Below are 21,884 nucleotides of genomic sequence, written 5' to 3'. Positions count from 1 at the left end.
ACTGATATGGAGGGGTTATGGCTGATATGAATAATCACAAAAGCGGCGCTATAAACGTCGAAGATCCCAAGTACTATACCAATAGGGAATTATCATGGATATCCTTTAATAAACGAGTTTTGTCAGAAGCCAGGGACAAGTCCAATCCCCTGTTTGAGAGGCTAAAGTTCCTGTCTATAACTGCTTCCAATTTGGATGAATTCTTTATGGTCAGGGTGGCATCCCTAAAGGATATGATCCATGCCCAGTATTCCAAGCCTGACATAGCGGGACTAACGGCTTCCATGCAGCTGGAGCAGGTGTCCGAATCTCTGCATGAGTTTGTCAGCCTGCAGTATCACACTTTTAACAAGATGCTGCTGCCCCTCATGGAAGAGAACGGACTCTATATTGTCCGCAATCACAAGGAACTCTCAGAGGAAGAGGCTGAATATGTGGACAGGTATTTCACGGAGTTTGTATATCCTGTTCTCACACCTATGGCTGTGGATTCTTCAAGGCCCTTCCCTCTTATCAGAAATAAGAGTCTCAATATCGGAGCGCTGATCCGTCCAAAGGTAAGGCCTGAGAGCAAAAAGTCCAAGGGCTCCAAATATGATTTTGCCACAGTACAGGTACCTGACGTACTGCCCAGGATATTGGAGCTTCCTCAATATGAAGGAGAGCAGAGAAAGATCATCCTCCTTGAGCAGGTCATTCTCAGAAATATGGACAAGCTCTTTTTGAACTATGATATTGAGAGCTCCTATTGCTTTAGGGTAGAGAGAAATGCCGATCTGTCCATAGATGAAGATGAGGCTGAGGACCTGTTAAAAGAGATCGAGAAGCAGGTCAAGAAGAGGGCATGGGGTGAAGCTATCAGGCTGGAAGTTGACAGCATGATGGATAAAAAGCTCATGAAGACCATAGTGGATGAGATGGGTATATCCGATAAGGATATCTATTCCATAGATGGTCCTCTGGATCTCACTTTCCTGATGAAGGTCTACAAGATAGAGGGTTTTGAGCATCTCAAAGAGCATGGCTACAAGGATCCAGCCATTGTTCCCGAGATCAGCCCTGATGAGAATATATTTGCATCTATAAGGCAGGGTGATATCCTGATGCATCATCCCTATCAGACCTTTGATCCTGTGGTAAGATTTGTATCTGACGCTGCTTCCGATCCCAAGGTCCTGGCTATCAAGCAGACTCTCTACAGAGTATCAGGTAATTCGCCTATCATAGCAGCCCTGGCTAGAGCTGCTGATAACGGCAAGCAGGTTACTGTGCTGGTAGAGCTCAAGGCCAGATTTGATGAAGAGAATAATATAGTATGGGCCAAGAAGCTGGAGCAGGCGGGCTGTCATGTTATATATGGTCTGGTAGGTCTCAAGACTCACTGCAAGATAACTCTTGTGGTACGAAGAGAGGATGAGGGTATCCGCAGATATGTACACCTGGCAACAGGTAACTATAATGATTCCACAGCCAAGCTCTATACGGATATAGGCCTCTTTACCTGTAAGGATGCCTTTGGCGAGGATGCTACGGCGGTATTTAATATGCTGTCAGGCTATTCAGAGCCTCTGGCCTGGAACAGACTGAGCCTGGCTCCCCTATGGCTCAAGGACAGGATCATATACATGATCGACAGAGAGGCTGATAATGCAAGGCGCGGTGAGACTTCCAGGATCATAGCCAAGATGAACTCCATCTGCCACAAGGACGTGATAGCAGCCCTCTACAGAGCTAGCCAGGCAGGAGTCAGGATAGATCTCATAGTCAGAGGCATATGCTCTCTTAAGGCAGGGATTCCCGGTCTGTCAGACAATATAAGAGTCAGATCTATTGTGGGTAACTATCTTGAACACAGCAGGATATTCTATTTTGAAAACGCCGGTAAGCCTGAGTATTACTGCAGCTCAGCTGACTGGATGCCCAGGAATCTGGAGCGCCGCGTTGAGATCATGTTCCCTATAGAAGAGGGAAGGCTGCAGGACAAGATCAGGCATATCTTGGATGCAGAGCTCAGAGATACTGAGAAGGCGCATATCCTGGCTCCTGATGACAGCTACAACAAGGTGGACAAGAGGGGCAAGACCGAGCTGAATTCCCAGAAGCTCTTTGGCGATGAAGCCTGGCTTTTGGAGAGTAAGAACATCTCCCTGACTGGAGATTCCCGTACATTTATTCCGGAAAAGGGACCGGAGGAAATAAATAATTTAGAACATTGATATAAGGAGTAGTGATAATGACAGATCTGATACTGGCTTCTGCCAGCCCCAGAAGACGCGAGCTTATGAAACAGGCAGGACTTGAATGCAGGATAATACCCGCTGTAGGGGAGGAAAAGGCAGAGGCTGATGATCCGGCGCTCCTGGTTGAAGAATTGTCTTTTCAAAAGGCCAGAGAAGTATTTGAGAAAGTTACCGGCAGACAGATGATAGCTCCCACAAGGCTTCCTGCATACAATGGAGAAGCTGGTGATAATATAACAGATGGCTTTTCTTATTTTGGCTCCGGACCTGTTGTAATCGGCGCAGATACCGTTGTATCATATAATCATAAGGTGATGGGTAAGCCAGTTGACAAAGATAATGCAAGGGAAATGATAGATAGCATCCAGGGCGGCGAGCATGAGGTGTTTACCGGGGTTACATTTATTTGGCCGGATGAGGGATGCGATAAATATGTTACCTTTCATGAGCTTACAAGAGTCATGGTCTATCCTATGTCATCTTCAATGATCGAGGACTATATATCCGGCGAGGAGCCCTATGATAAAGCAGGGGCTTATGGTATCCAGGGTAGTTTTGCTATTAATATTAAGGGCATAAATGGCGATTATAATAATGTGGTAGGACTACCTGTTTCCAGACTTTACAGGAGCCTGGATATATATGGACTCATTTGATTTTACAGATATACCAGAGGTGTTTGCTTATGTATGATGATGAAGTTCTTGATTGTTTTCTGAAGAATCAGGGTCAGCTCTTTCCTGAGAATGTTGCCGACTCGCCTGAAGAGGCTGAGGCTTTTTTGGATGATTGCTGTGCTGTTGTAGTTGATTCCGCCAAAGAGGTTGTGGAATACTTCGAAGAGGCCGGTGTTGATTTTGATATTGACAGCATCCTTGAAGCTTCTGAGGTTTTTGATATAGGAGACGGAAGATATCTTATAGTTGAGGGATGAGGAACGGCAGAGGTACTTTGATGCCTTTTTTATCCTGATCAGGACTTTGATATTACCGGTGACTTTGTGTCACCGGTTTCTTTTTGGGATTGATCTGTTTTATGGGATTGGTTTCTTTTATGAAAGCACTTTTGATGCTCATGACAATATAAGAGATTGAGGAGGACTATGAGAATAGTAGACTTACATACACATTCCACTGCTTCAGACGGGAGCGTAAGGCCCTCACAGCTTGTGAAAATGGCTCATGATAAGGGACTTGCAGCTCTGGCTCTTACAGATCACGATACTGTAGCAGGACTTGATGAAGCTGCTGAGGCAGCAAAAGCCTATGATGATCTGGAGTTTATACCGGGTATTGAGTTTAGCAGTGAATATGAAGGCAGAGATATCCATATAGTGGGCCTTTACATGGATTACCGAAATGAATCTGTGGCTGCAAGGCTAGATGAATTTGTGGATTCCAGAGTCAGGAGAAATATCAGGATGTGCGAGCTCCTTAGGGAAAACGGCCTGGATATAAGCTTTGACAGGCTGCAGGAAGCTTTTCCCGAATCTGTTATTACCAGGGCTCATTATGCCAGATATATGCTGGAGCATAAGATGGTGGGATCTCTCCAGGAGGCTTTTGACAGATATATTGGAGACAGGTGCAAATGCTTTGTGCCCAGGGAAAAGATCAGCCCTGCAATGGCTGTAAAAATGGTCCTTGAAGCAGGAGGCGTACCCATCCTGGCGCATCCTGTTCTCTACCACATGTCTGATGCAAGGCTAAGGCGCCTGGTGGGAGAGCTTAAGGAAGAAGGGCTTATGGGCATAGAGGTCATTTATTCCACATATACTCCTTCCGAAGAAAGGGATATGAAGAGGATAGCAAGTGACTTTGGCCTCTTAAGATCAGGGGGCTCAGACTTCCATGGAGCCAATAAGGAAGGGATAGATCTGGGAAGCGGCAAGGGGAGATTATCCGTACCGGAGGAATATTATCTTGCCATAAGGGAAGCTGCTGATAATAAGGCACTTGCAAAATAATAATATTCCTATATAATGTTGCATTGGTGTATAAACGTAAGTACGTATTTGCTCCCTGAGGGCGGCAGATACTGATTATAATACATAACAAGAGAAGTTTAATTATTTATCACGAGTAGATTTACTGAAAGGATTAGTATGATTCAGGCAAACGGAGTTACTTTACGTGTTGGCAAAAAGGCCCTTTTCGAAGATGTTAATATCAAGTTCACTGAGGGTAACTGCTATGGTATTATCGGCGCTAACGGTGCCGGTAAATCAACATTCCTTAAGATCCTCTCCGGAAGACTTGAGACCACAAACGGCGATGTTACCATGACTGAAGGCCAGCGTCTCTCATTCTTGGAGCAGGATCAGTACAAGTATGATGATCAGGTGGTACTGGATACTGTTATAGGCGGTAATTCAAGACTCTTTGAGATCATGAGAGAAAAGGATGAGATATATGCCAAGGAAGATTTCTCAGATGAAGACGGCATAAGAGCTTCCGAGCTTGAGGCTGAGTTTGCCGAGATGGACGGATGGGAAGCTGAGTCCAATGCAGAATCACTCCTTAATGGTCTGGGCATCGAGACAGAATATCATCAAAAGCTCATGAAAGAGCTAAACGGTGCTATGAAGGTCAAGGTCCTTTTGGCAAGAGCACTCTTTGGTAATCCTGATATACTCCTTCTGGACGAGCCTACCAACCACCTGGATCTGGACGCTATCGCATGGCTTGAAGAGTTCCTGATCAATTTTGAGAACACCGTTATTGTAGTATCCCATGACAGATACTTCCTTAACAAGGTATGTACATATATCGCTGATATCGATTATGGCAAGATCCAGCTCTATGCCGGTAACTATGACTTCTGGTACGAGTCTTCACAGCTGATGATCCGTCAGATGAAGGAAGCTAACAAGAAGAAGGAAGAGCAGATCAAGGAGCTAAAGGAATTTATAGCAAGATTCTCAGCTAATGCAAGTAAGTCCAAGCAGGCTACTTCCAGAAAGCGTGCTCTTGAGAAGATCCAGCTGGATGATATGAGACCTTCAAGCCGTAAGTATCCTTATATTGATTTCAGGCCCAACAGAGAGATCGGTAATGAAGTACTGACAGTGGAGCACATCAGCAAAACTGTAAACGGCGTAAAGGTGCTTAATGATGTTTCTTTTGTAGTACAGCATGATGACAAGATCGCTTTTGTAGGCGGTACAGAGCTTGCAAAGACTACTCTTTTCCAGATACTTACAGGAGAGATGGAGCCTGACGAAGGCACATATAAGTGGGGTGTGACCACATCCCAGGCATATTTCCCCAAGGATAATACCAGGGAATTTGATAATGACTACACCATAGCCGAGTGGCTGACCCAGTATTCAGAGGTCAAGGATGCCACATACGTAAGAGGTTACCTTGGACGTATGCTCTTTGCCGGCGAGGATGGTGTAAAGAAGGTCAAGATCCTCTCCGGTGGTGAGAAGGTGCGCTGCCTTCTGTCCAAGATGATGATCAGCGGAGCCAATGTACTGATCTTTGACGAGCCTACCAACCACCTGGATATGGAATCCATTACCGCTCTTAATGACGGTATGGTCAAGTTCCCCGGAGTTGAGCTCTTTGCCTGCAGAGACCACCAGGTAGTGCAGACAACAGCCAACAGGATCATGGAGATCCTTCCTGACGGCAGCCTTGTTGATAAGCGTACTACATACGACGAATATCTTGAAAGCGATGAGATGGCTCGTAAGAGAACAGTTTATCAGACTACCGACGAAGACGAAGAAGACGATTAAGCAACATAAGGCAGGAAAAATTTTATATGATTTTTCTTGCCTTGGTTATTGCTATGCGTTAAAATATAATAGCTTTTTAAGACAATTGTCCAAACCGGAAAGGTAAATGATGAAATTTAATAAAGCTTTATTCAGGCTTTTGACTATACCTGCTTTGGCAGGAGGTGCCTATCTGGTTGCGGTCATGCCGCGTATGACAAAGCGGCCCAGCAGGAAACCTTTTGTTAGCAGACTATACGCTCACAGAGGCCTGCATGACAATAATTCCGATGCACCGGAGAATTCCATGAAGGCCTTTAGAAAGGCTGTGGAAGCCGGATATGGTATAGAATGTGATGTTCAGCTATCCAGAGACGGTATACCGGTGATCTTTCACGATTCAACTCTTGCCAGGGTGGCCAGATATGACAAGGGTTATGAATCGCATTTTGCAGTCAGGAATCTGGATGGTTCCAAGGGGGTCAGGGGTAAGATCAGTGACTACAGCTACGACGAGCTGCAGCATTTTCATCTGATGGATTCAGAAGAGAAGATACCCAAGCTTGAGGACTTCCTGGATATGGTTGACGGCAGAGTTCCTCTTATCATAGAGATCAAGATAGATATGGTTGATACCGGTGTATGTGCGGTGGCTGACGGGCTGCTCAGGAAGTATAAGGGTCCTTATTGTATAGAGTCATTTAATCCGCTGGCACTTCTATGGTACAAGAAGCATCATCCCCAGGTCATGAGGGGACAGCTTGCAGAGGAATTCCTTAAGGATGATGAGCTGGATCTCCACTCCAGGATATGGAAGGTGCCTTCCAATCTGATGCTGAACTTCCTTACAAAGCCTGATTTTGTGGCATATAATTACAAGCATGCCAATAATTTCAGCAGACGTATAGTCAGGAAACTCTACAGAAATGTATCGGCTGGTTGGACCATCAAAGACCAGAAGGCCCTTGATGAGAACCGAAACAAGTTTGATATCTTTATATTTGATTCCTTTATTCCGGACAGTGACGACAAGTTCGACGAGTTCCAGGATGAGGGCAATATTGAGAGGGAATATACCGCCCTCCGTTCATGATTTTGGTAATATCTGTATATAATTGGACAAACTGCGGGTAGCTCCGGGGATTTGACATTTATACGGATGATTATAGAAACAAGTATTATGGTAGATTGCCGTAAATGGAAGATACGGCAAAGAAAGGGAAAAAGAATATGGCTAACAAGTGGGTTTATACCTTCAAAGAAGGTAACATGTCAATGCGAAATCTTCTTGGTGGTAAGGGTGCTAACCTTGCAGAGATGACTGAGATCGGTCTTCCTGTTCCTCAGGGTTTCACAATTACAACAGAGGCTTGTACTCAGTACTACGAAGATGGCCGCAAGATCAATGACGAGATCATGGCTCAGGCAATGGAAGGCGTTGCTTGGATGGAGAAAGAGAACGGCAAGAAGTTCGGCGATCTCCAGAATCCTCTCCTTGTATCTGTTCGTTCCGGTGCTCGTGCTTCCATGCCCGGCATGATGGATACAATCCTTAACCTTGGTCTGAATGACGAGGTTGTAGATGCAATGATCAAGGGCAATCCTGATCCTGCATTCGAGCGTTTCGTATATGACTCATATCGTCGTTTCATCCAGATGTTCTCTGACGTTGTTATGGAGGTCGGCAAGAAGTACTTCGAGCAGCTGATCGACAAGATGAAGGAAGAGAAGGGTGTTAAGTTCGACGTTGAACTTACTGCAGCTGATCTTAAAGAGCTGGCTACACAGTTCAAGGCTGAGTACAAGAACCAGCTGGGAACAGATTTCCCTTCAGATCCCGTAGAGCAGCTTAAGCTGGCTATCGAGGCTGTATTCCGTTCATGGGATAACCCTCGTGCAAACGTATATCGTCGTGACAATGATATCCCTTATTCATGGGGAACAGCTGTAAACGTAATGCCCATGGTATTCGGTAACCTGAATGATCAGTCCGGTACAGGTGTTGCATTTACACGTGATCCTGCTACAGGTGAGAACAAGCTCATGGGTGAGTTCCTGATCAATGCACAGGGTGAGGACGTTGTTGCTGGTGTTCGTACTCCTATGCCTATCGCTCAGATGGAGAAGGAATTTCCTGAAGCTTATGCTGAGTTCATCAAGGTTTGTGAGACTCTTGAGAATCACTACCATGATATGCAGGATATGGAATTCACAGTAGAGAACAAGAAGCTCTATATGCTTCAGTGCCGTAACGGTAAGAGAACAGCTCAGGCTGCTCTGAAGATCGCTTGTGATCTGGTTGATGAGGGACACAAGACAGAGGCTGAAGCTGTTGCAATGATCGATCCTCGTAACCTTGATACACTTCTTCACCCTCAGTTCGATGCTGCTGCTCTTAAGGCTGCTACTCCTCTTGGAAAGGGCCTTGGCGCTTCACCCGGAGCTGCTGCAGGTAAGATCGTATTCACAGCTGATGATGCTGTTGAATGGGCTGAGAGAGGCGAGAAGGTAGTTCTGGTTCGTCTTGAGACATCTCCTGAAGATATCACAGGTATGAAGGCTGCTCAGGGTATCCTGACAGTACGTGGTGGTATGACATCTCACGCAGCAGTTGTTGCTCGTGGTATGGGTGAGTGCTGTGTATCCGGTTGCGGCGATATCATCATGGATGAAGAGAACAAGAAGTTCACACTTGGTGGCGTAGAGTTCCACGAAGGTGACACAATCTCTATCGATGGTACAACAGGTAACATCTACCAGGGCCTGATCCCTACAGTAGATGCTAAGATCGCTGGTGAGTTTGGCCGTATCATGGGCTGGGCTGACAAGTACAGAAAGCTTAAGGTTCGTACAAACGCAGATACTCCTGCTGATGCTAAGAAGGCTCGTGAGCTTGGTGCTGAAGGTATCGGTCTTTGCCGTACAGAGCACATGTTCTTCGAGGCTGACAGAATTGCAGCATTCAGAGAAATGATCTGCTCCGATACAGTAGAAGAGAGAGAAGCTGCTCTTGACAAGATCCTGCCTTATCAGCAGGGAGACTTCGAAGGTCTCTTCGAGGCTCTTGAGGGCAACCCTGTTACAATCAGATTCCTTGATCCTCCGCTTCATGAGTTCGTTCCTACAGAGGAAGCTGACATCCAGAAGCTGGCTGAGGCTAAGAACAAGAGCGTAGAAGAGATCAAAGCTATGATCAACTCTCTGCACGAGTTCAACCCTATGATGGGTCACAGAGGATGCCGTCTTGCAGTTACATATCCTGAAATTGCAAAGATGCAGACAAAGGCTGTTATCCGTGCAGCTATCAACGTACAGAAGAAGCATGCTGACTGGAAGGTTGTTCCTGAAATCATGATCCCTCTTGTATGTGATGACAAGGAACTTAAGTTCGTTAAGAAGGTAGTTGTTGAGACAGCTGATGCTGAGATCGCAGCTGCAGGCGCTAACCTTGAGTACGAAGTTGGTACAATGATCGAGATCCCCAGAGCTGCTCTTACAGCTGATGATATCGCTAAGGATGCTGATTTCTTCTGCTTCGGTACTAACGATCTGACTCAGATGACATACGGCTTCTCAAGAGATGATGCCGGCAAGTTCCTGAATGCTTACTATGACACCAAGATCTTCGAGAACGATCCTTTCGCTAAGCTGGATCAGACTGGTGTTGGAAGACTTATGGAGACAGCTATCAAGCTTGGTAAGCCTGTTAATCCTAAGCTTCACGTTGGTATCTGCGGCGAGCACGGCGGTGATCCTTCATCTGTTGAGTTCTGCCACAAGATCGGTCTTGACTATGTATCATGCTCACCTTTCCGTGTGCCGATCGCAAGACTGGCTGCAGCACAGGCAGCTATCGCCGAGTCACGTCAGTAAGCGAGACCAGTTGTTTTTTGGGAACTTTTGAAATCTCGAAGGATTTTATGAGACAATCTTCAAAGATTTATCATAAGAAAAACGGGTTCAGATTTCCCGAAAAGCTTGTAATTAAGCTATTTCTAGTATAGGGTGTCTACTTTAGACACCCTATATTTTTTTACACAAAGATAAAATTCAATTAAGCTGCCGGAGTACTTCATACATTTTTTGCTGACTACATTCGACAAAATTTCGGAGCATTTGTTCCGAAAATCGTAACACGAAAAATGGACCATTTTGATGTTTGTTCCGAAAATCGGAACTTTGAAGGAGGTTTAAAAATGTCTGAATTTACGGGTAAAAAGCTTAAAGAAGCACGTGTGAAGAAAGGATTATCCCAGGATGAGGCTGCTAATCTTATGAATGTTGCAAAGAGAGCGATTAGTGAGATGGAAGCAGGTAAGAGAAGTATATCTGCAGATGAGCTTGCTCAGTTTTCTCGTATTTATAATGTAGATGTGAGAGAATTGCTTTTTGTTGAATTTACAGAAGCTGGTGATGAGCAGAGATTAACTGCCAAATATAGTTCTTTCCTTAAGCTACTTGAAAAACTATCTGATCGAGAGGTCGAAGATGTTTATTGGGTAATAAAGCGTAAGGTTGAAGGATTGCTTTAAGAACTAAATAATGCTTAGGATGCCCGCATTGCAGATCAAACCTGCTTTGCGGGCATTATTATGCTTCTTAAATTTTGCATTTTAAAATATCCTAAAAAATATTTTGAGATATTTCAGAAAATCCCAGTAAATACAAGGGTTATAGAGCTTCGCTAACCAAATATCAAATAAGATAGTGCATAATTATAAAATAAAAAAAGCAAGTATTTTGGGCGTTTCGATGGTATAGTCAAAATATATTTTGGTAAATTTTAACGATAAAAAAATAACTAAACTTGAATGAGTAGTGAAAATATGCTAATATACTTATATTAATAATTAACGGAGGTGCTTCTATGGGTTTTTTAACGGATGCAATTATTGATGCGCTTAACGACATGAAGAAAAACTATGAGCCTGCTCCTGCCGGAGTTGCTTATTATGCTAATGGATGTGGTTGTACAGGTAATTGTGGACAGTCATGTTCAGGCGGATGTGAAACAGGCTGCTCTGGAAACTGTGGTAGAAGTTGCAGTGGATCAGGAAGCTGATTTTCATTGAGTGAATACGCAAAAAAGCTGCTTGCCGATCTATGGTGAGCAGCTTATTTTATATTATTGCAAGGGAGAGCAAAAAATGAGCGACATTAGAAAAGGTACTAGGTTTTCTCCTAGTTTATGTGTTACACATAGCTGTAATTTAGATTGTGTCTATTGTTATCAAAATCATGATGGAAATAATCGAATGACTTTTGAGACAGCATGTAGTTGTATTGATTGGATATTTTCTAATATTCCTGAAGATATGGATGGGGTTGAGATTACCTTTATTGGTGGAGAACCATTAGTTGAATTTGAGTTAATAAAGAAAATATACGAGTATACTCATAAACGGTATGGTGCTGATTATTCGTATATTTTTTATGCTACAACAAATGGAGCATTATTAAATGATGAAATGAAAACTTGGTTTGCTGAAAGAAAGAATAAATTTGTTTTAGGACTAAGTTTAGATGGATTGCCTGAAACGCACAACCATAATAGAAGTAATTCATACGATAAAATAGATAAAGAGTTCTTCTTGAATACGTGGCCAAATCAAGGAGTTAAGATGACTATTTCTGATTTTACACTTCCTAATTTAGCCGACAATATAATTCATATTCATAGATTAGGTTTTAAAGAGATTGATGGCGTGAATCTCTTTGAAGGTGAATTTGATTGGAGTGATGAAAAATATATAAAAATGCTTATTCCTCAATTAAAGAAGCTAGTCGAGTTCTACGTTGAGCATGATGAGTTAATGCTGGATCAGATGATGGGACGACAAATTGGTGTCTGCGTTGAGGAAGTTGAGAACAAACGAAAATGGTGTGGAATTGGCGTTGGTACAATCTTTTTTGATACTGATGGTAAAAGATATCCATGTCCTTTTGTAACCCCGATGACATTTGATGAGAAGGAACTGGAGGATATTCAAAAGACTGACTTTAAAAATGATGATGGCTTTGTAGACGAGGAATGTTTTGATTGTTTTATTCATCCAATCTGCCCTTATTGTCCAGGAGCAAATTATTTAACGCAGAAATCGTTTAAGAATCGCGATAAATCAAAATGTAGAGCGCAGAAGTTAATAACATTATATGTTGCTGATTTACTTGCAAAACGCCTTTTGAAAAACCCAGATTCGCTTCCTAAGGATAGGGTATATAATACTATTACAGCAATTGAACGCATTAAGAAAGATTTTATGCCAGAATTTAAGGAGTACAAGGATATTATGTAATTAAAGGAGATCTGTCATGAAGGATATCATAATCAGAGGTGCAGAAACCAATAATCTTAAAAAAGTCTCTGTTAACCTAAAAAAGAATGCGATAAATTTGATTGTTGGGCCATCGGGAAGTGGAAAATCATCTTTGGCTTATGATACAATTGCACAAATTGGCCTTCATGAGCTCGGATCAATGTATTACGATGGTGTAAAAGAACCCGAGTATAAGGTGGATTCTTATGAGAATATATTAGTTACAGTTCCGATAAAACAGATGAACAACAATAATAATGTTCGTTCAACTATTGGGACATATTTTTCTTTAAATTCTAATATCTCAAAGATTTTTTCATCTCTTTTGGATCTACCATATGATTTATTCGTTTTAAATAAGACGGAAAATGTCTGTCCACATTGTTTAGGACTGGGATATACGAAGCAATTAGACGCAAATAAGATTATTGATTTTAATAAAAAGATTGCTGATGTACCGATTCGCTGTTGGAATCGAAACAAGGATTTTTACAGACAAATATTGGAATCGTATTGTGCAGATGTTGGAATCAATACGTCTCTAAAATTTAAGCAGTTATCAGATAATCAAAAGCATTTACTACTGGAAGGTTCCGGAACAAAAAAATATACAATAAAGTATAAAGTAACTAATCACTATTGCACAAGGACGACTTCATATTATGGACCATTGATAGAAAAGCCTATGCTCAAAAACTTTGCGCCGAGTTCCAAATTTTATTCTGAGTTACCGTGTACCGAATGCCATGGTGAAAAGTTTGAATCAGGGCATAAAAAATATAAAATTTGTGGCTATTCAGTAGGCGAAGTTTTATTGCTTTCTTTTGATAAATTACATGAATGGACATCGCTGGTTCGAAAACAGTATGACTGTAAAAATATAGATTTTTCACTTACACAATTAGAGACTTTTGCACAAAAAGCATCAGAGTTAAAAGTGGGTTATCTATTTATGAATAGAAATATCCCGTCATTATCTGGTGGCGAGTTACAACGTTTGAGATTGATTCAAGTGTTTGCAACTCAGCTTACTGACTTGTTAATTGTATTGGATGAACCATTAGCAGGGTTATCTACTGATGAAAAGAAAATAGTATATAAGAATGTTAAAGCACTTGAAAAAAAACATACCCTTCTGATAATTGATCATCATGATATGTTTGTCAAAGATGCTGCTCAAATAATAGCTTTGGGGGAGGGGAGCGGCAAAAAAGGTGGTAATATTATCGATGCTTCTAAGTACTTGGAAAAACAAAATAAAAAGTACGTATTGAAACCTAGAACAGAGGAAGCTACAATTACTGTTTCTTTATCTGGTAGAATTTATGGATACACTGGCGTTGATGTTTCATTTGGAAAATCCACTTTAAATATCATATCCGGTAAATCTGGTGTTGGAAAATCAACAGTTTTGCGAGAATATTTACCTAGATATTTTGACAACTATGAATATATTAATCAAAAACCACTTGAAGGAAATTCGCATTCGTTTGTTGCAACAAATTTAGGTATCTTGGAAAGAATATCTAAGTGTTTTGCGAAAAATTGCAAAAAAGATAAAAGCCTGTTTTCAAATATGTCTAGTGCAAGTGGTGCTTGCCGAACATGTGGTGGGACGGGATTGATTACGTATGGTTCAGAGTTACAAAGTCAAATAGTTTTGAAGTGCAAAGATTGTAGAGGAACGGGATTTGATAAAAAATTACAAAACTATCAGATTAAAGGAAAATCAATTTTGGATATCTGGGAAATGACGATAGATGAGGCGATTGATTATTTTGAGGATGTTGAAAAGACGGTTTGTGAGATTTTAAGAACGGCTCAGAAGTTAATGCTAGGGCATCTTCAAATTGGTGAACGAATATCTTCCCTATCCGGAGGAGAAAACATAAGAATAAAGCTTGTATCTGCGCTTAAAGGGAAATCTGAGGTTTATGGAATAGATGAACCATTCAAGGGACTTGATAATTCTGAAATATTTGTTGTTGCCAAAGCGTTAGCTGAATTATGTGAACAAGATAAAACGGTTATAGTTGTAGATCATGAGGAGGAAAGCTTTGCTTTCTTTGCAAGGCATATAGAGCTACAAAACAATGAAGGACATTTGGTAGGAAAAGTAATCAAATAATGAGATTATGTTTACCTAATAAATACCGTGCTGCCCGCATTGCAGATTACACCTGCTTTGCGGGTATTTTTTTACATTGACATATACGGAGACCGTATATATAATAAAAAGTAGAAAGATATACGGAGACCGTACATAGGAGGTGCGTTATGGCAGATTTAGATTTGAAACTTGATGGTATCGCCAATGGATTATTAGTTGAACAAACTGATAAGAAAAAAGCCGATGCGGACAAGAAGAAAAGAATGTATGCAAGCGCCTTTGCGTATATTAGAAGCCAGACTGGAATGAATAAGAAGGAGTTTGCAGAATACCTTGGAATTCCTTATAGAACTTTACAGGATTGGGAACTAGGAAATACCCAGGCTCCAGAATATGTGCTCCGGCTAATTGCTTATAAAGTACAGATGGAGAAGGAAAGGGGGAACCTATGATGACAGTATTATATGGTATTGGAATGATATTAAGATTTATCCTAAAAATTGCTTTATTACCAGTTCAGGCGGCACTTACCTTGCTTATGCTTGCTATTGGATTTATTGGTGGTTTTGCAAATATTGCATGTGGATTAATAGGGTCGTTCTTTGTAATTGGTGGCATTTGCTCATTTATTAATGGAGATATATCTCTTGGATGGCAGGGGCTTCTTGTGGGTATTGTTGTTGCAGTGATTCCTCAGGCATTAACTCTTTGGGGAGAAGAAGGATTACTTGGATTAAAGGAACTTTTAGGAAGAATTTAATGGTATGACCGACATTGTCTCGTTTTGACTCGTTATGTCTCGCCATGACCGACATTAGCACTTTTCTTATGGATTTAACGGTGCTATTATTATCATAGACAAGTGAGAGGTAAACAAAAGCCTCCCACTTGTTTTTCTTTTGCAGAAGAATAGGAAGCAGATTTAAGCGTCAGCATGACCAAACCCTCACGGTCATGCTTGGCGCTTTTTTTGTTGTCCGAAACCGGAAAGCGCGCGCCGGTGTTTCTATTAAAACTGTCAAAGAAAAGGAGAAAATTGAATATGGATTATGAACGTTTCAAAGAAGGTTTCCAGGATGCCTTAAAGGCAGAACTTGCTGTTAGAGGAGCTGATGTTGAACTTACTGCTCGTAGAGTAGATAAGATGAATGATAGCTATGATGCTATCACAGTAAGACCTGTGGACAGTTCCATTGGAGTGAACATCAGCGTTGAGAAAGCATTTGCTGCTTATGAGAATGGTACACCAATCCCTGAGATTGCAGAGCATTTTGCTGATGCAGTGGAGAAAGGATTTCGTGAATCCCCTCAGGTCGATCTGGAGTCGCTCTCTGATTATGAGCAGATGAAGAGCAAGCTTTCTATGGAAGTGGTTTCTGCAGAGAAGAATGCGGAACTTCTTGAGAGCGTACCTCATGAAAGAATGGAGGATATGGCTGTTGTTTATCGCTTTGTGCTTGATCAGACAGATTCCGGCAATGGAACAATCCTTGTTACCAATCAGTTGCTTGATCAGTATGGCATTACCAAAGAGCAGCTTCGCGCTGATGCCATGGAGAATGCACCAGAGATTAGACCATCTGAAATCAGAGGTATGTCTGAAGTGATGAGTGAGCTTGCACCTGGCATGATTCCTGAGGTTGCACCGGAAGATGAGCAGATGTTTGTTGCTACAGTTCCGGATAAGATTCATGGAGCCGGTGTTATCGCATATCCGAATTTCATGGAGGATGCAGCTCAGAAGATGGGCGGTGACTTCTTCGTTCTCCCAAGCAGTATCCATGAGGTTTTGCTTGTGAAGGACAATGGCCAGATTACAGCCAAGGAGCTGGAAAATATGGTCAAAGAGGTCAATGCTACTCAGGTTGAGCCTGCAGATCAGCTTACAGATCACGTTTATCATTACGACAGTCAGAATCATATTTTTGAGTTGGCTGATAAGTATGAGGAACGTCAGCGTGAGGCTGAACACGAGGCTGTTGATAAAGATTCTGTCCTTGGAGATCTAAAAGAAAAGAAACAGGAGATTGCAAAGAAAGATCCGGCTAAGGATGCAGCAACAAAGGCTGCAACCAAGAAGCATGAGACTTCTTTATAAGCTCCATCAATAAGTAAGAGAGAGGCTTCCCTAGTTTTAGGGAGGCCTTTTTCAGTGGTGAAAGGAGATATCTAAGATGAGTAAGAAATATATGAGAGTTCAGAAGAACTTTAATAAGAATGGCATTTCAAGAGTGCCTCACAGTGTGGCACCTAAGCTTGGCCCAGTTACACCTTGCAATTGCAGTCATCCTTGCCCTTATGGCAATGGAAGGACGTTTTGCTTTCCCTGCTATCAGAAGCTTGTTGCTGACAGCAGAAGTAACAGTGTTGCTACAGGTAATGCCTAAAGAGGTGTGGTATGGACTTTGGCTATTTTCATGAGGAAGAGTCTGAGCAGTTTGCCTTCTATAGGATTCCCCAGGTTCTCTTTAAGGATGATAAGTTTGCAAAGCTTTCTACGGATGCCAAGGTTCTGTATGGATTATTTCTGAATCGGGTATCTCTTTCCAAAAAGAATCATTGGATTGATGACGAGGGCAGAGTGTATGTCTATTACACACTTGTCAGTATTCAGGAGGATTTGCATTGTGCGAGTCAGAAGGCTTTAAAGCTTTTAAAGGAGCTAGAGAGTTATGGACTTATCGAAAGAGTTAAGCAGGGACTTTGTAAACCTGACAGGATCTATGTGAAGAACTTTGTCCTGCTTCAGGAATCACCAGTCCGGAGTGGTGAAAATCACCATGCCGGTGTAGTGAAAATCACCAGCCCGGAATGTCGAGAATCACCACCTAATAATACTGAGTTAAATAATACTGAGTGTAGTAATACTAATCTTATCTTATCTAAGAGCAGAGAAGATGAGAGGGAGCTATACAGACAATATTTATACCAGTCACTGGATATAGAGATACTCAAAGAGCGCTACCCCTATGGAGTAGAAGAGATAGATGAGATTTTTGACATAATCCTGGATGTGCTGTGCAGCAATCAGAAGTTTATCACTATATCCGGGGATAAAAAGCCTATTAATGTAGTGAAAAGCAGATTCATGAAGCTGGATAGCAGCCATATCCAGTTTGTAATGGACAGTATGAAGGACAAGACTACAAAGGTTCGCAATGTGAAGAAATACATAGTGGCAGCACTTTATAATGCGCCAATTACGATTAACAACTATTATCAGTCGCTGGTCCAGCATGACATGGCGACAGGAAAAATCTAAGGAGGAATGACAATGGAACAGATTACAATTGATATTCAGCTTGATCCTATGAAGGATGGAATTAAAGTACCGGAGACAGATGTATCAAGGCCTGATGCTCATGCTGTGATTCTTGGAACCAACGGCAAAATCAGACAGATTTCTATGAAGGAAGCAGAGCATATTCTTGATCAGATGGCCACTTGTGGTGCAGGGACTCACCTTGGAAAGTCAGATTATATTGCTGTTTACAACAAAGATAAGCTTTTTAAGGCAGAGGGTGAAGAGTATTTAGTTGGCAGCGTGCTTATTTTTCAAAGAGCAGGGAATGTGCTTAAGGCTATCCCTGATGATGAGATTGGTGATCTCTTAGAGGTTGCTATGGCACAGATGGATACTTTGAAGGCAGGAGACGCCTGCTTTTCAGCAATGCGTGTTGATTAAGGGAGGAAAATTATGAGTAGAACAATACCGAGAGCTTATGTTACTGCAGCATGGAATAAGAATCCGGTTGTGGCAAAAGAAGATGCAAAGAAGTACTGCCAGGAGTTGGTAAAGGAAGGATATCTTCCCCTTTGCCCTATCCTTGCTTTTGATGGAATCTTTTCAGCTGAGGATACAGAAGCTCATAAGAGATTCAAGGAGATGTCAGAGGATCTGCTTCGTAGAGCAAGATTCCTTGTTATCTGTGGTAATAAGCAGAATGAGGAAGTGAAGGATGATATCGCAATAGCCAGAAAATCCAAGGTTATTGTTACAACCTTAGATGGAGTTATTGGACTATGACTGGCCCAGATAGAAGGGAGGCGATAATTCGTGGTTAATGAAGAGCTATCAGCCAAGTCGCTCCATTTCATGGTGGAAAAAGGTGTTAAGCCAACAGCTAGGTTGTTACTTAATGTTCTAAAAGCTTATTTGCGTCATAGGCATGATAAAAAGTACTTCGGGAAGGAAAAGGTTAAGACTGGTAAGATGCCGGTGAAAAAGCTCATAAAGCAAGGCAAAGGTGCTCAGAAGATTGAGCTGGATGGTGAAGATATCCATTTATTTAATCGCCTTGCCAGGAAGTATGGTGTAGATTATGCCGTGGTTAAGGACAAGGAGGCTGGCACTTATAAGATCTTTTTCAAGGCTCAGGATGCAGATGCTATCTCTGATCTAGTAGCGGATTATACCAAACGTACCCTTGGAAAAGAAAAAGGTGCAAAGGAGAGCATACTTGGTAAGCTAAAGAAACTTAAGGAAAAGGTTGCTTCTATACCTCGCAAGGTAGTTGAGAAGAGGAAGGAGCAGACACGATGAATCAAAAATTAAAAAAGAAGATTATCCTGAATATCCCTTATATAGCAATAGGTCTGTTTGCTACCAATTTAGGTGAGGCCTGGCGAATTGCAGAGGGGATGAATGCTTCGGAAAAGCTTCAGGGGCTTATTATCGGAGGTGGATTTCAAACCGCATTTACGAATCCGCTTCCTAGCTTACATCCCTTTGATTTGCTTATTGGCGCAGCGTGTGGAGCAGCACTAAGACTTGCAGTTTATCTGAAGGGAAAGAATTCTAAGAAATTTCGGCATGGCTCAGAATATGGTTCAGCCAGATGGGGGAAGCCCTCCGACATAGAACCTTTCAAAGATCCTGATCCGAAGAATAATGTGATTCTGTCCCAGACGGAGCAGATTACACTAAGTTCCAGACCATCACAGCCAAAGTACGCAAGAAATAAGAATGTGCTGGTTGTAGGTGGTTCCGGCTCAGGTAAAACACGCTTTTTTATTAAACCAAACTTGCTGCAGTGCGACAGTAAGGATTACCCTTGTTCGTTTGTAGTAACTGATCCAAAAGGTTACTTTTGGATAGGACAATAGTAATGTCACCTTGAAAAAAGAAAGGAGGCTCATATGAGTAAACACCAGTACACAGCCCTGTATGAACGCCTTTCAAGGGATGATGAATTGCAGGGCGAGAGCAACAGTATCACCAATCAGAAGCAGCTTTTAGAGGACTATGCTAAAAAGCACGGCTTCGATCCCGTCCGTCATTTCACCGATGATGGAATCAGCGGGACAACCTTTGACCGTAAAGGCTTTAAGGCAATGATCGAAGAGGTTCTTGAGGGGAACATATCCACGATCATCGTTAAGGACATGAGCCGTTTCGGTCGTGACTATCTGAAAGTCGGTTACTACACCGAGATCATGTTTGTCGAGAAAGGTGTCCGCTTCATCGCTGTTAATAACAACATAGACAGCGCAAATCAGACAGACTCAGATTTTACCCCGTTCTTGAACATCATGAACGAATGGTATGCCAGGGACTCAAGCAGAAAGATCAGTGCGGTATTTACCGACCGTATGGAGCGTGGACTGCGTTGTAGCGGTGCCATCCCCTACGGGTATTACCGCAAGCCGGATGATAAGCAGACTCTGTATGTTGATGAAGAGGCGGCAAAGGTTGTAAGACGTATCTTTGACATGGTTGTGCAGGGATATTCCTATAACGAGATTATCCGCATCTTTCACGATGAGAAGATCCTTATTCCGGCAGAATACGAGAGAATACACTCACCATCTGATTGCAGACATAATCCCGTGCCGGATCCCTATATGTGGAACTCAACAACATTGGGATATATCATCCACCGGCAGGAATACTTGGGGCATACGGTACTTAAGAAATCAAAGGGAATATCGTATAAATCCAAGAAGAGAGTGAATGTGGCTGCTGAGGATCAGATGGTTTTTAAGAATACACATGAACCGATAATTGACGAGGAAACTTGGAAGCTTGCCAATAAGATAAAAGCTCGCAAGAAGAAAACACCATATGCCGAGGATCCGTTTAATCTTACCGGATTGCTATATTGTGCCGATTGCGGATCAAAGCTGATCCGTCATGATGCACAGCCGACCACACGGGAAAAGATGGATTCAGATCGGGCGTATTGTTGTGGGATGTACCGTAAGGGAGTCAACAAGGTTTGTACCATGCATTACGTTAAGCGAAACGATATGCTTGAACTGATCCGCAAGGCAATACAGAGAGCAAGCAAGTATTCGATAACTAACGAGCAGGAATTCAGAGAAAAGATCATGGCAGAGTTATCGGTCAAGCAGGAGCTTGATGATTCGGAGAACGAAGAAAAGCGTACATCTGCCGAGAACAGGATGCAGGAGCTTGATGTTCTGATAGGCAAGCTGTATGAAACATATGCCATGGAGAAGATAGCACCGAAGCAGTATGAGCGCCTTATGAGCCAATATAACACCGAATATGAGGAGCTTGAAGCATTGGTGGCTGAGTTATCGCCCAGAGCGGAAGAACGTGATCCCAAGGCTGATATGGAGTCTTTCATAACGCTTGCCAAGAAATATGCGGACTTTGAGGAACTTACACCATTGATGGTCAGTGAGTTTATCGACAAGATCATCGTACACGAATCCAACGGGATCCGTGGTTTTGGCAGAAAGCAGAAGATAGAAATCTATTTCAACTTCATTGGTCAGTTTATCCCACCGATCCCCGAAGAGGAGATACGGGAGGAAGCCAAGAAGCAGGCAGCCGTACAAGCGGAGAAGAACCGGATCCGTGCCGAGAAGAGAAAGGCTACGCTTGTCAGATATAACGCCAAAAGGGAAAAGAGGCTTGAAGAACTCAGGCTTGCCGCTGAATCCGGAGATCCCGAGGCGAAGGCGCAGTATGAGGAGCATTGCAGGAAAGAAGAGGAAAAGCGGGAGCGAAGCAAGGCATACTTCAAAGAGCGTTATCGCAGGGAGCAGGAGAAATATGCGAATACCAAGGCACTTGCAGAGCAGGGAGATCCGCAGGCGGTAGAGCTTTTGGCAGAGTATGACCGCAGGATAGCGTACCGGAAGAAACGTGTGAGTGAGCAGGGAAAGGCAAAGCGCAGAGCCGAGAAAGAGGCGCATGCAAACATGACGTTAATTACCGCTAATGCATAACCTTACAATAGGGCAGGTAGGGAAATATCCAAAGAGCATAATGCAGTTTCTTTTCATCCGATAACTATCGTATGAATTGAAAGAAAAAAGGCATCCAAAGAGATCAGCAGAGATACAGATCCCAGAGGGTGCCTTTTGAGTATGCGGATTGTTCCCTTTCTTCCTTTCCTGTCCTTCCCTTTTCCCTCTCTTCTTCCCCCTTAGAAAGAAAAGCGAAAAGAAAGAACCAAAGAAAAGATAAAAGAAAGATATACCCCTATTATTTTTCTCTTATCCTATCCCATCCTATCCTT

General features: G+C 42.4%; 19 protein-coding genes and 1 pseudogene. All 20 read left to right on the top strand.

What is annotated here, in order from left to right:
• Positions 1 to 17: 17 nt before the first annotated feature.
• The 20 genes and pseudogenes from G636_RS0115750 (at position 18) to G636_RS18950 (ending at position 21,591) form a co-directional block, all read left to right on the top strand.
• Entirely contained in the window at positions 18 to 2,216 is a 2,199-nt protein-coding gene (locus tag G636_RS0115750) for an RNA degradosome polyphosphate kinase (RefSeq protein ID WP_026508839.1), read from the top strand.
• A 17-nt stretch (positions 2,217 to 2,233) separates the two neighbouring features.
• The gene (locus G636_RS0115745; protein WP_026508838.1) at positions 2,234 to 2,896 is read left to right on the top strand and encodes a Maf family protein; all 663 of its coding nucleotides are present in this window, start codon (positions 2,234 to 2,236) and stop codon (positions 2,894 to 2,896) included.
• Between the two features lie 29 nt (positions 2,897 to 2,925).
• Positions 2,926 to 3,174, top strand: a complete 249-nt coding sequence (locus tag G636_RS0115740) for a hypothetical protein (RefSeq protein ID WP_035779849.1) — start codon at positions 2,926 to 2,928, stop codon at positions 3,172 to 3,174.
• Between the two features lie 168 nt (positions 3,175 to 3,342).
• Positions 3,343 to 4,206 carry a PHP domain-containing protein gene (locus tag G636_RS0115735; protein WP_026508836.1) on the top strand — a complete coding sequence of 288 codons (864 nt, stop codon included), beginning with the start codon at positions 3,343 to 3,345 and terminating at the stop codon, positions 4,204 to 4,206.
• A gap of 138 nt (positions 4,207 to 4,344) precedes the next feature.
• On the top strand, positions 4,345 to 5,985 hold the full coding sequence (locus tag G636_RS0115730; RefSeq protein WP_026508835.1) for an ABC-F family ATP-binding cassette domain-containing protein: 1,641 nt from the start codon (positions 4,345 to 4,347) through the stop codon (positions 5,983 to 5,985).
• Between the two features lie 109 nt (positions 5,986 to 6,094).
• Positions 6,095 to 7,057 (top strand): glycerophosphodiester phosphodiesterase family protein, encoded by a 963-nt coding sequence (locus G636_RS18960; protein ID WP_155832420.1) that lies wholly within the window; start codon positions 6,095 to 6,097, stop codon positions 7,055 to 7,057.
• Between the two features lie 137 nt (positions 7,058 to 7,194).
• Positions 7,195 to 9,837 carry a pyruvate, phosphate dikinase gene (gene ppdK, locus G636_RS0115720; RefSeq protein ID WP_026508834.1) on the top strand — a complete coding sequence of 881 codons (2,643 nt, stop codon included), beginning with the start codon at positions 7,195 to 7,197 and terminating at the stop codon, positions 9,835 to 9,837.
• A 323-nt stretch (positions 9,838 to 10,160) separates the two neighbouring features.
• Positions 10,161 to 10,496 (top strand): helix-turn-helix transcriptional regulator, encoded by a 336-nt coding sequence (locus tag G636_RS18955; protein ID WP_004602798.1) that lies wholly within the window; start codon positions 10,161 to 10,163, stop codon positions 10,494 to 10,496.
• Positions 10,497 to 11,111: 615 nt separating this feature from the next.
• Complete coding sequence (locus tag G636_RS0115705) at positions 11,112 to 12,260, top strand: radical SAM protein (protein ID WP_026508833.1); 1,149 nt, start codon at positions 11,112 to 11,114, stop codon at positions 12,258 to 12,260.
• 16 nt (positions 12,261 to 12,276) lie between these two features.
• Positions 12,277 to 14,409, top strand: a complete 2,133-nt coding sequence (locus G636_RS0115700; protein WP_026508832.1) for an ATP-binding cassette domain-containing protein — start codon at positions 12,277 to 12,279, stop codon at positions 14,407 to 14,409.
• 149 nt (positions 14,410 to 14,558) lie between these two features.
• Complete coding sequence (locus G636_RS0115695; RefSeq protein WP_004602793.1) at positions 14,559 to 14,843, top strand: helix-turn-helix domain-containing protein; 285 nt, start codon at positions 14,559 to 14,561, stop codon at positions 14,841 to 14,843.
• The gene (locus G636_RS0115690) at positions 14,840 to 15,151 is read left to right on the top strand and encodes a hypothetical protein (RefSeq protein ID WP_026508830.1); all 312 of its coding nucleotides are present in this window, start codon (positions 14,840 to 14,842) and stop codon (positions 15,149 to 15,151) included. Before G636_RS0115695 ends, G636_RS0115690 begins: the two co-directional genes overlap by 4 nt.
• 282 nt (positions 15,152 to 15,433) lie before the next feature.
• Positions 15,434 to 16,489 (top strand): DUF5688 family protein, encoded by a 1,056-nt coding sequence (locus tag G636_RS0115685; RefSeq protein WP_004602789.1) that lies wholly within the window; start codon positions 15,434 to 15,436, stop codon positions 16,487 to 16,489.
• A gap of 76 nt (positions 16,490 to 16,565) precedes the next feature.
• Complete coding sequence (locus G636_RS0115680) at positions 16,566 to 16,778, top strand: hypothetical protein (protein ID WP_026508829.1); 213 nt, start codon at positions 16,566 to 16,568, stop codon at positions 16,776 to 16,778.
• Positions 16,779 to 16,789: 11 nt separating this feature from the next.
• Positions 16,790 to 17,653 (top strand): DUF6017 domain-containing protein, encoded by an 864-nt coding sequence (locus G636_RS0115675; protein WP_026508828.1) that lies wholly within the window; start codon positions 16,790 to 16,792, stop codon positions 17,651 to 17,653.
• Positions 17,654 to 17,665: 12 nt separating this feature from the next.
• A complete protein-coding gene (locus G636_RS0115670; RefSeq protein WP_026508827.1) occupies positions 17,666 to 18,076 on the top strand; it encodes a hypothetical protein in 411 nt (136 codons plus the stop codon).
• A gap of 12 nt (positions 18,077 to 18,088) precedes the next feature.
• A complete protein-coding gene (locus G636_RS0115665) occupies positions 18,089 to 18,418 on the top strand; it encodes a DUF7768 domain-containing protein (protein WP_004602785.1) in 330 nt (109 codons plus the stop codon).
• A 30-nt stretch (positions 18,419 to 18,448) separates the two neighbouring features.
• Positions 18,449 to 18,934, top strand: a complete 486-nt coding sequence (locus G636_RS0115660) for a PcfB family protein (protein WP_026508826.1) — start codon at positions 18,449 to 18,451, stop codon at positions 18,932 to 18,934.
• A pseudogene (locus G636_RS0115655) lies at positions 18,931 to 19,476 on the top strand (VirD4-like conjugal transfer protein, CD1115 family); the annotation flags it as partial. The gene G636_RS0115660 and the pseudogene G636_RS0115655, both read left to right, overlap by 4 nt.
• Positions 19,477 to 19,530: 54 nt before the next feature.
• Positions 19,531 to 21,591, top strand: a complete 2,061-nt coding sequence (locus tag G636_RS18950; protein WP_081668527.1) for a recombinase family protein — start codon at positions 19,531 to 19,533, stop codon at positions 21,589 to 21,591.
• Positions 21,592 to 21,884 lie beyond the last annotated feature (293 nt).

The organism is Butyrivibrio sp. MC2013 (assembly GCF_000424585.1).
Lineage (GTDB): Bacteria > Bacillota > Clostridia > Lachnospirales > Lachnospiraceae > Butyrivibrio.
The sequence above is the reverse complement of the archived record's forward strand: the minus strand, read 5'-3'. Positions and strand labels throughout refer to the sequence as shown.

Coding starts and splice junctions, on each gene's coding strand:
- G636_RS0115750 (WP_026508839.1), top strand. CDS start 18: ATGGCTGATATGAATAATCACAAAAGCGGCGCTATAAACGTCGAAGAT.
- G636_RS0115745 (WP_026508838.1), top strand. CDS start 2,234: ATGACAGATCTGATACTGGCTTCTGCCAGCCCCAGAAGACGCGAGCTT.
- G636_RS0115740 (WP_035779849.1), top strand. CDS start 2,926: ATGTATGATGATGAAGTTCTTGATTGTTTTCTGAAGAATCAGGGTCAG.
- G636_RS0115735 (WP_026508836.1), top strand. CDS start 3,343: ATGAGAATAGTAGACTTACATACACATTCCACTGCTTCAGACGGGAGC.
- G636_RS0115730 (WP_026508835.1), top strand. CDS start 4,345: ATGATTCAGGCAAACGGAGTTACTTTACGTGTTGGCAAAAAGGCCCTT.
- G636_RS18960 (WP_155832420.1), top strand. CDS start 6,095: ATGAAATTTAATAAAGCTTTATTCAGGCTTTTGACTATACCTGCTTTG.
- ppdK (WP_026508834.1), top strand. CDS start 7,195: ATGGCTAACAAGTGGGTTTATACCTTCAAAGAAGGTAACATGTCAATG.
- G636_RS18955 (WP_004602798.1), top strand. CDS start 10,161: ATGTCTGAATTTACGGGTAAAAAGCTTAAAGAAGCACGTGTGAAGAAA.
- G636_RS0115705 (WP_026508833.1), top strand. CDS start 11,112: ATGAGCGACATTAGAAAAGGTACTAGGTTTTCTCCTAGTTTATGTGTT.
- G636_RS0115700 (WP_026508832.1), top strand. CDS start 12,277: ATGAAGGATATCATAATCAGAGGTGCAGAAACCAATAATCTTAAAAAA.
- G636_RS0115695 (WP_004602793.1), top strand. CDS start 14,559: ATGGCAGATTTAGATTTGAAACTTGATGGTATCGCCAATGGATTATTA.
- G636_RS0115690 (WP_026508830.1), top strand. CDS start 14,840: ATGATGACAGTATTATATGGTATTGGAATGATATTAAGATTTATCCTA.
- G636_RS0115685 (WP_004602789.1), top strand. CDS start 15,434: ATGGATTATGAACGTTTCAAAGAAGGTTTCCAGGATGCCTTAAAGGCA.
- G636_RS0115680 (WP_026508829.1), top strand. CDS start 16,566: ATGAGTAAGAAATATATGAGAGTTCAGAAGAACTTTAATAAGAATGGC.
- G636_RS0115675 (WP_026508828.1), top strand. CDS start 16,790: ATGGACTTTGGCTATTTTCATGAGGAAGAGTCTGAGCAGTTTGCCTTC.
- G636_RS0115670 (WP_026508827.1), top strand. CDS start 17,666: ATGGAACAGATTACAATTGATATTCAGCTTGATCCTATGAAGGATGGA.
- G636_RS0115665 (WP_004602785.1), top strand. CDS start 18,089: ATGAGTAGAACAATACCGAGAGCTTATGTTACTGCAGCATGGAATAAG.
- G636_RS18950 (WP_081668527.1), top strand. CDS start 19,531: ATGAGTAAACACCAGTACACAGCCCTGTATGAACGCCTTTCAAGGGAT.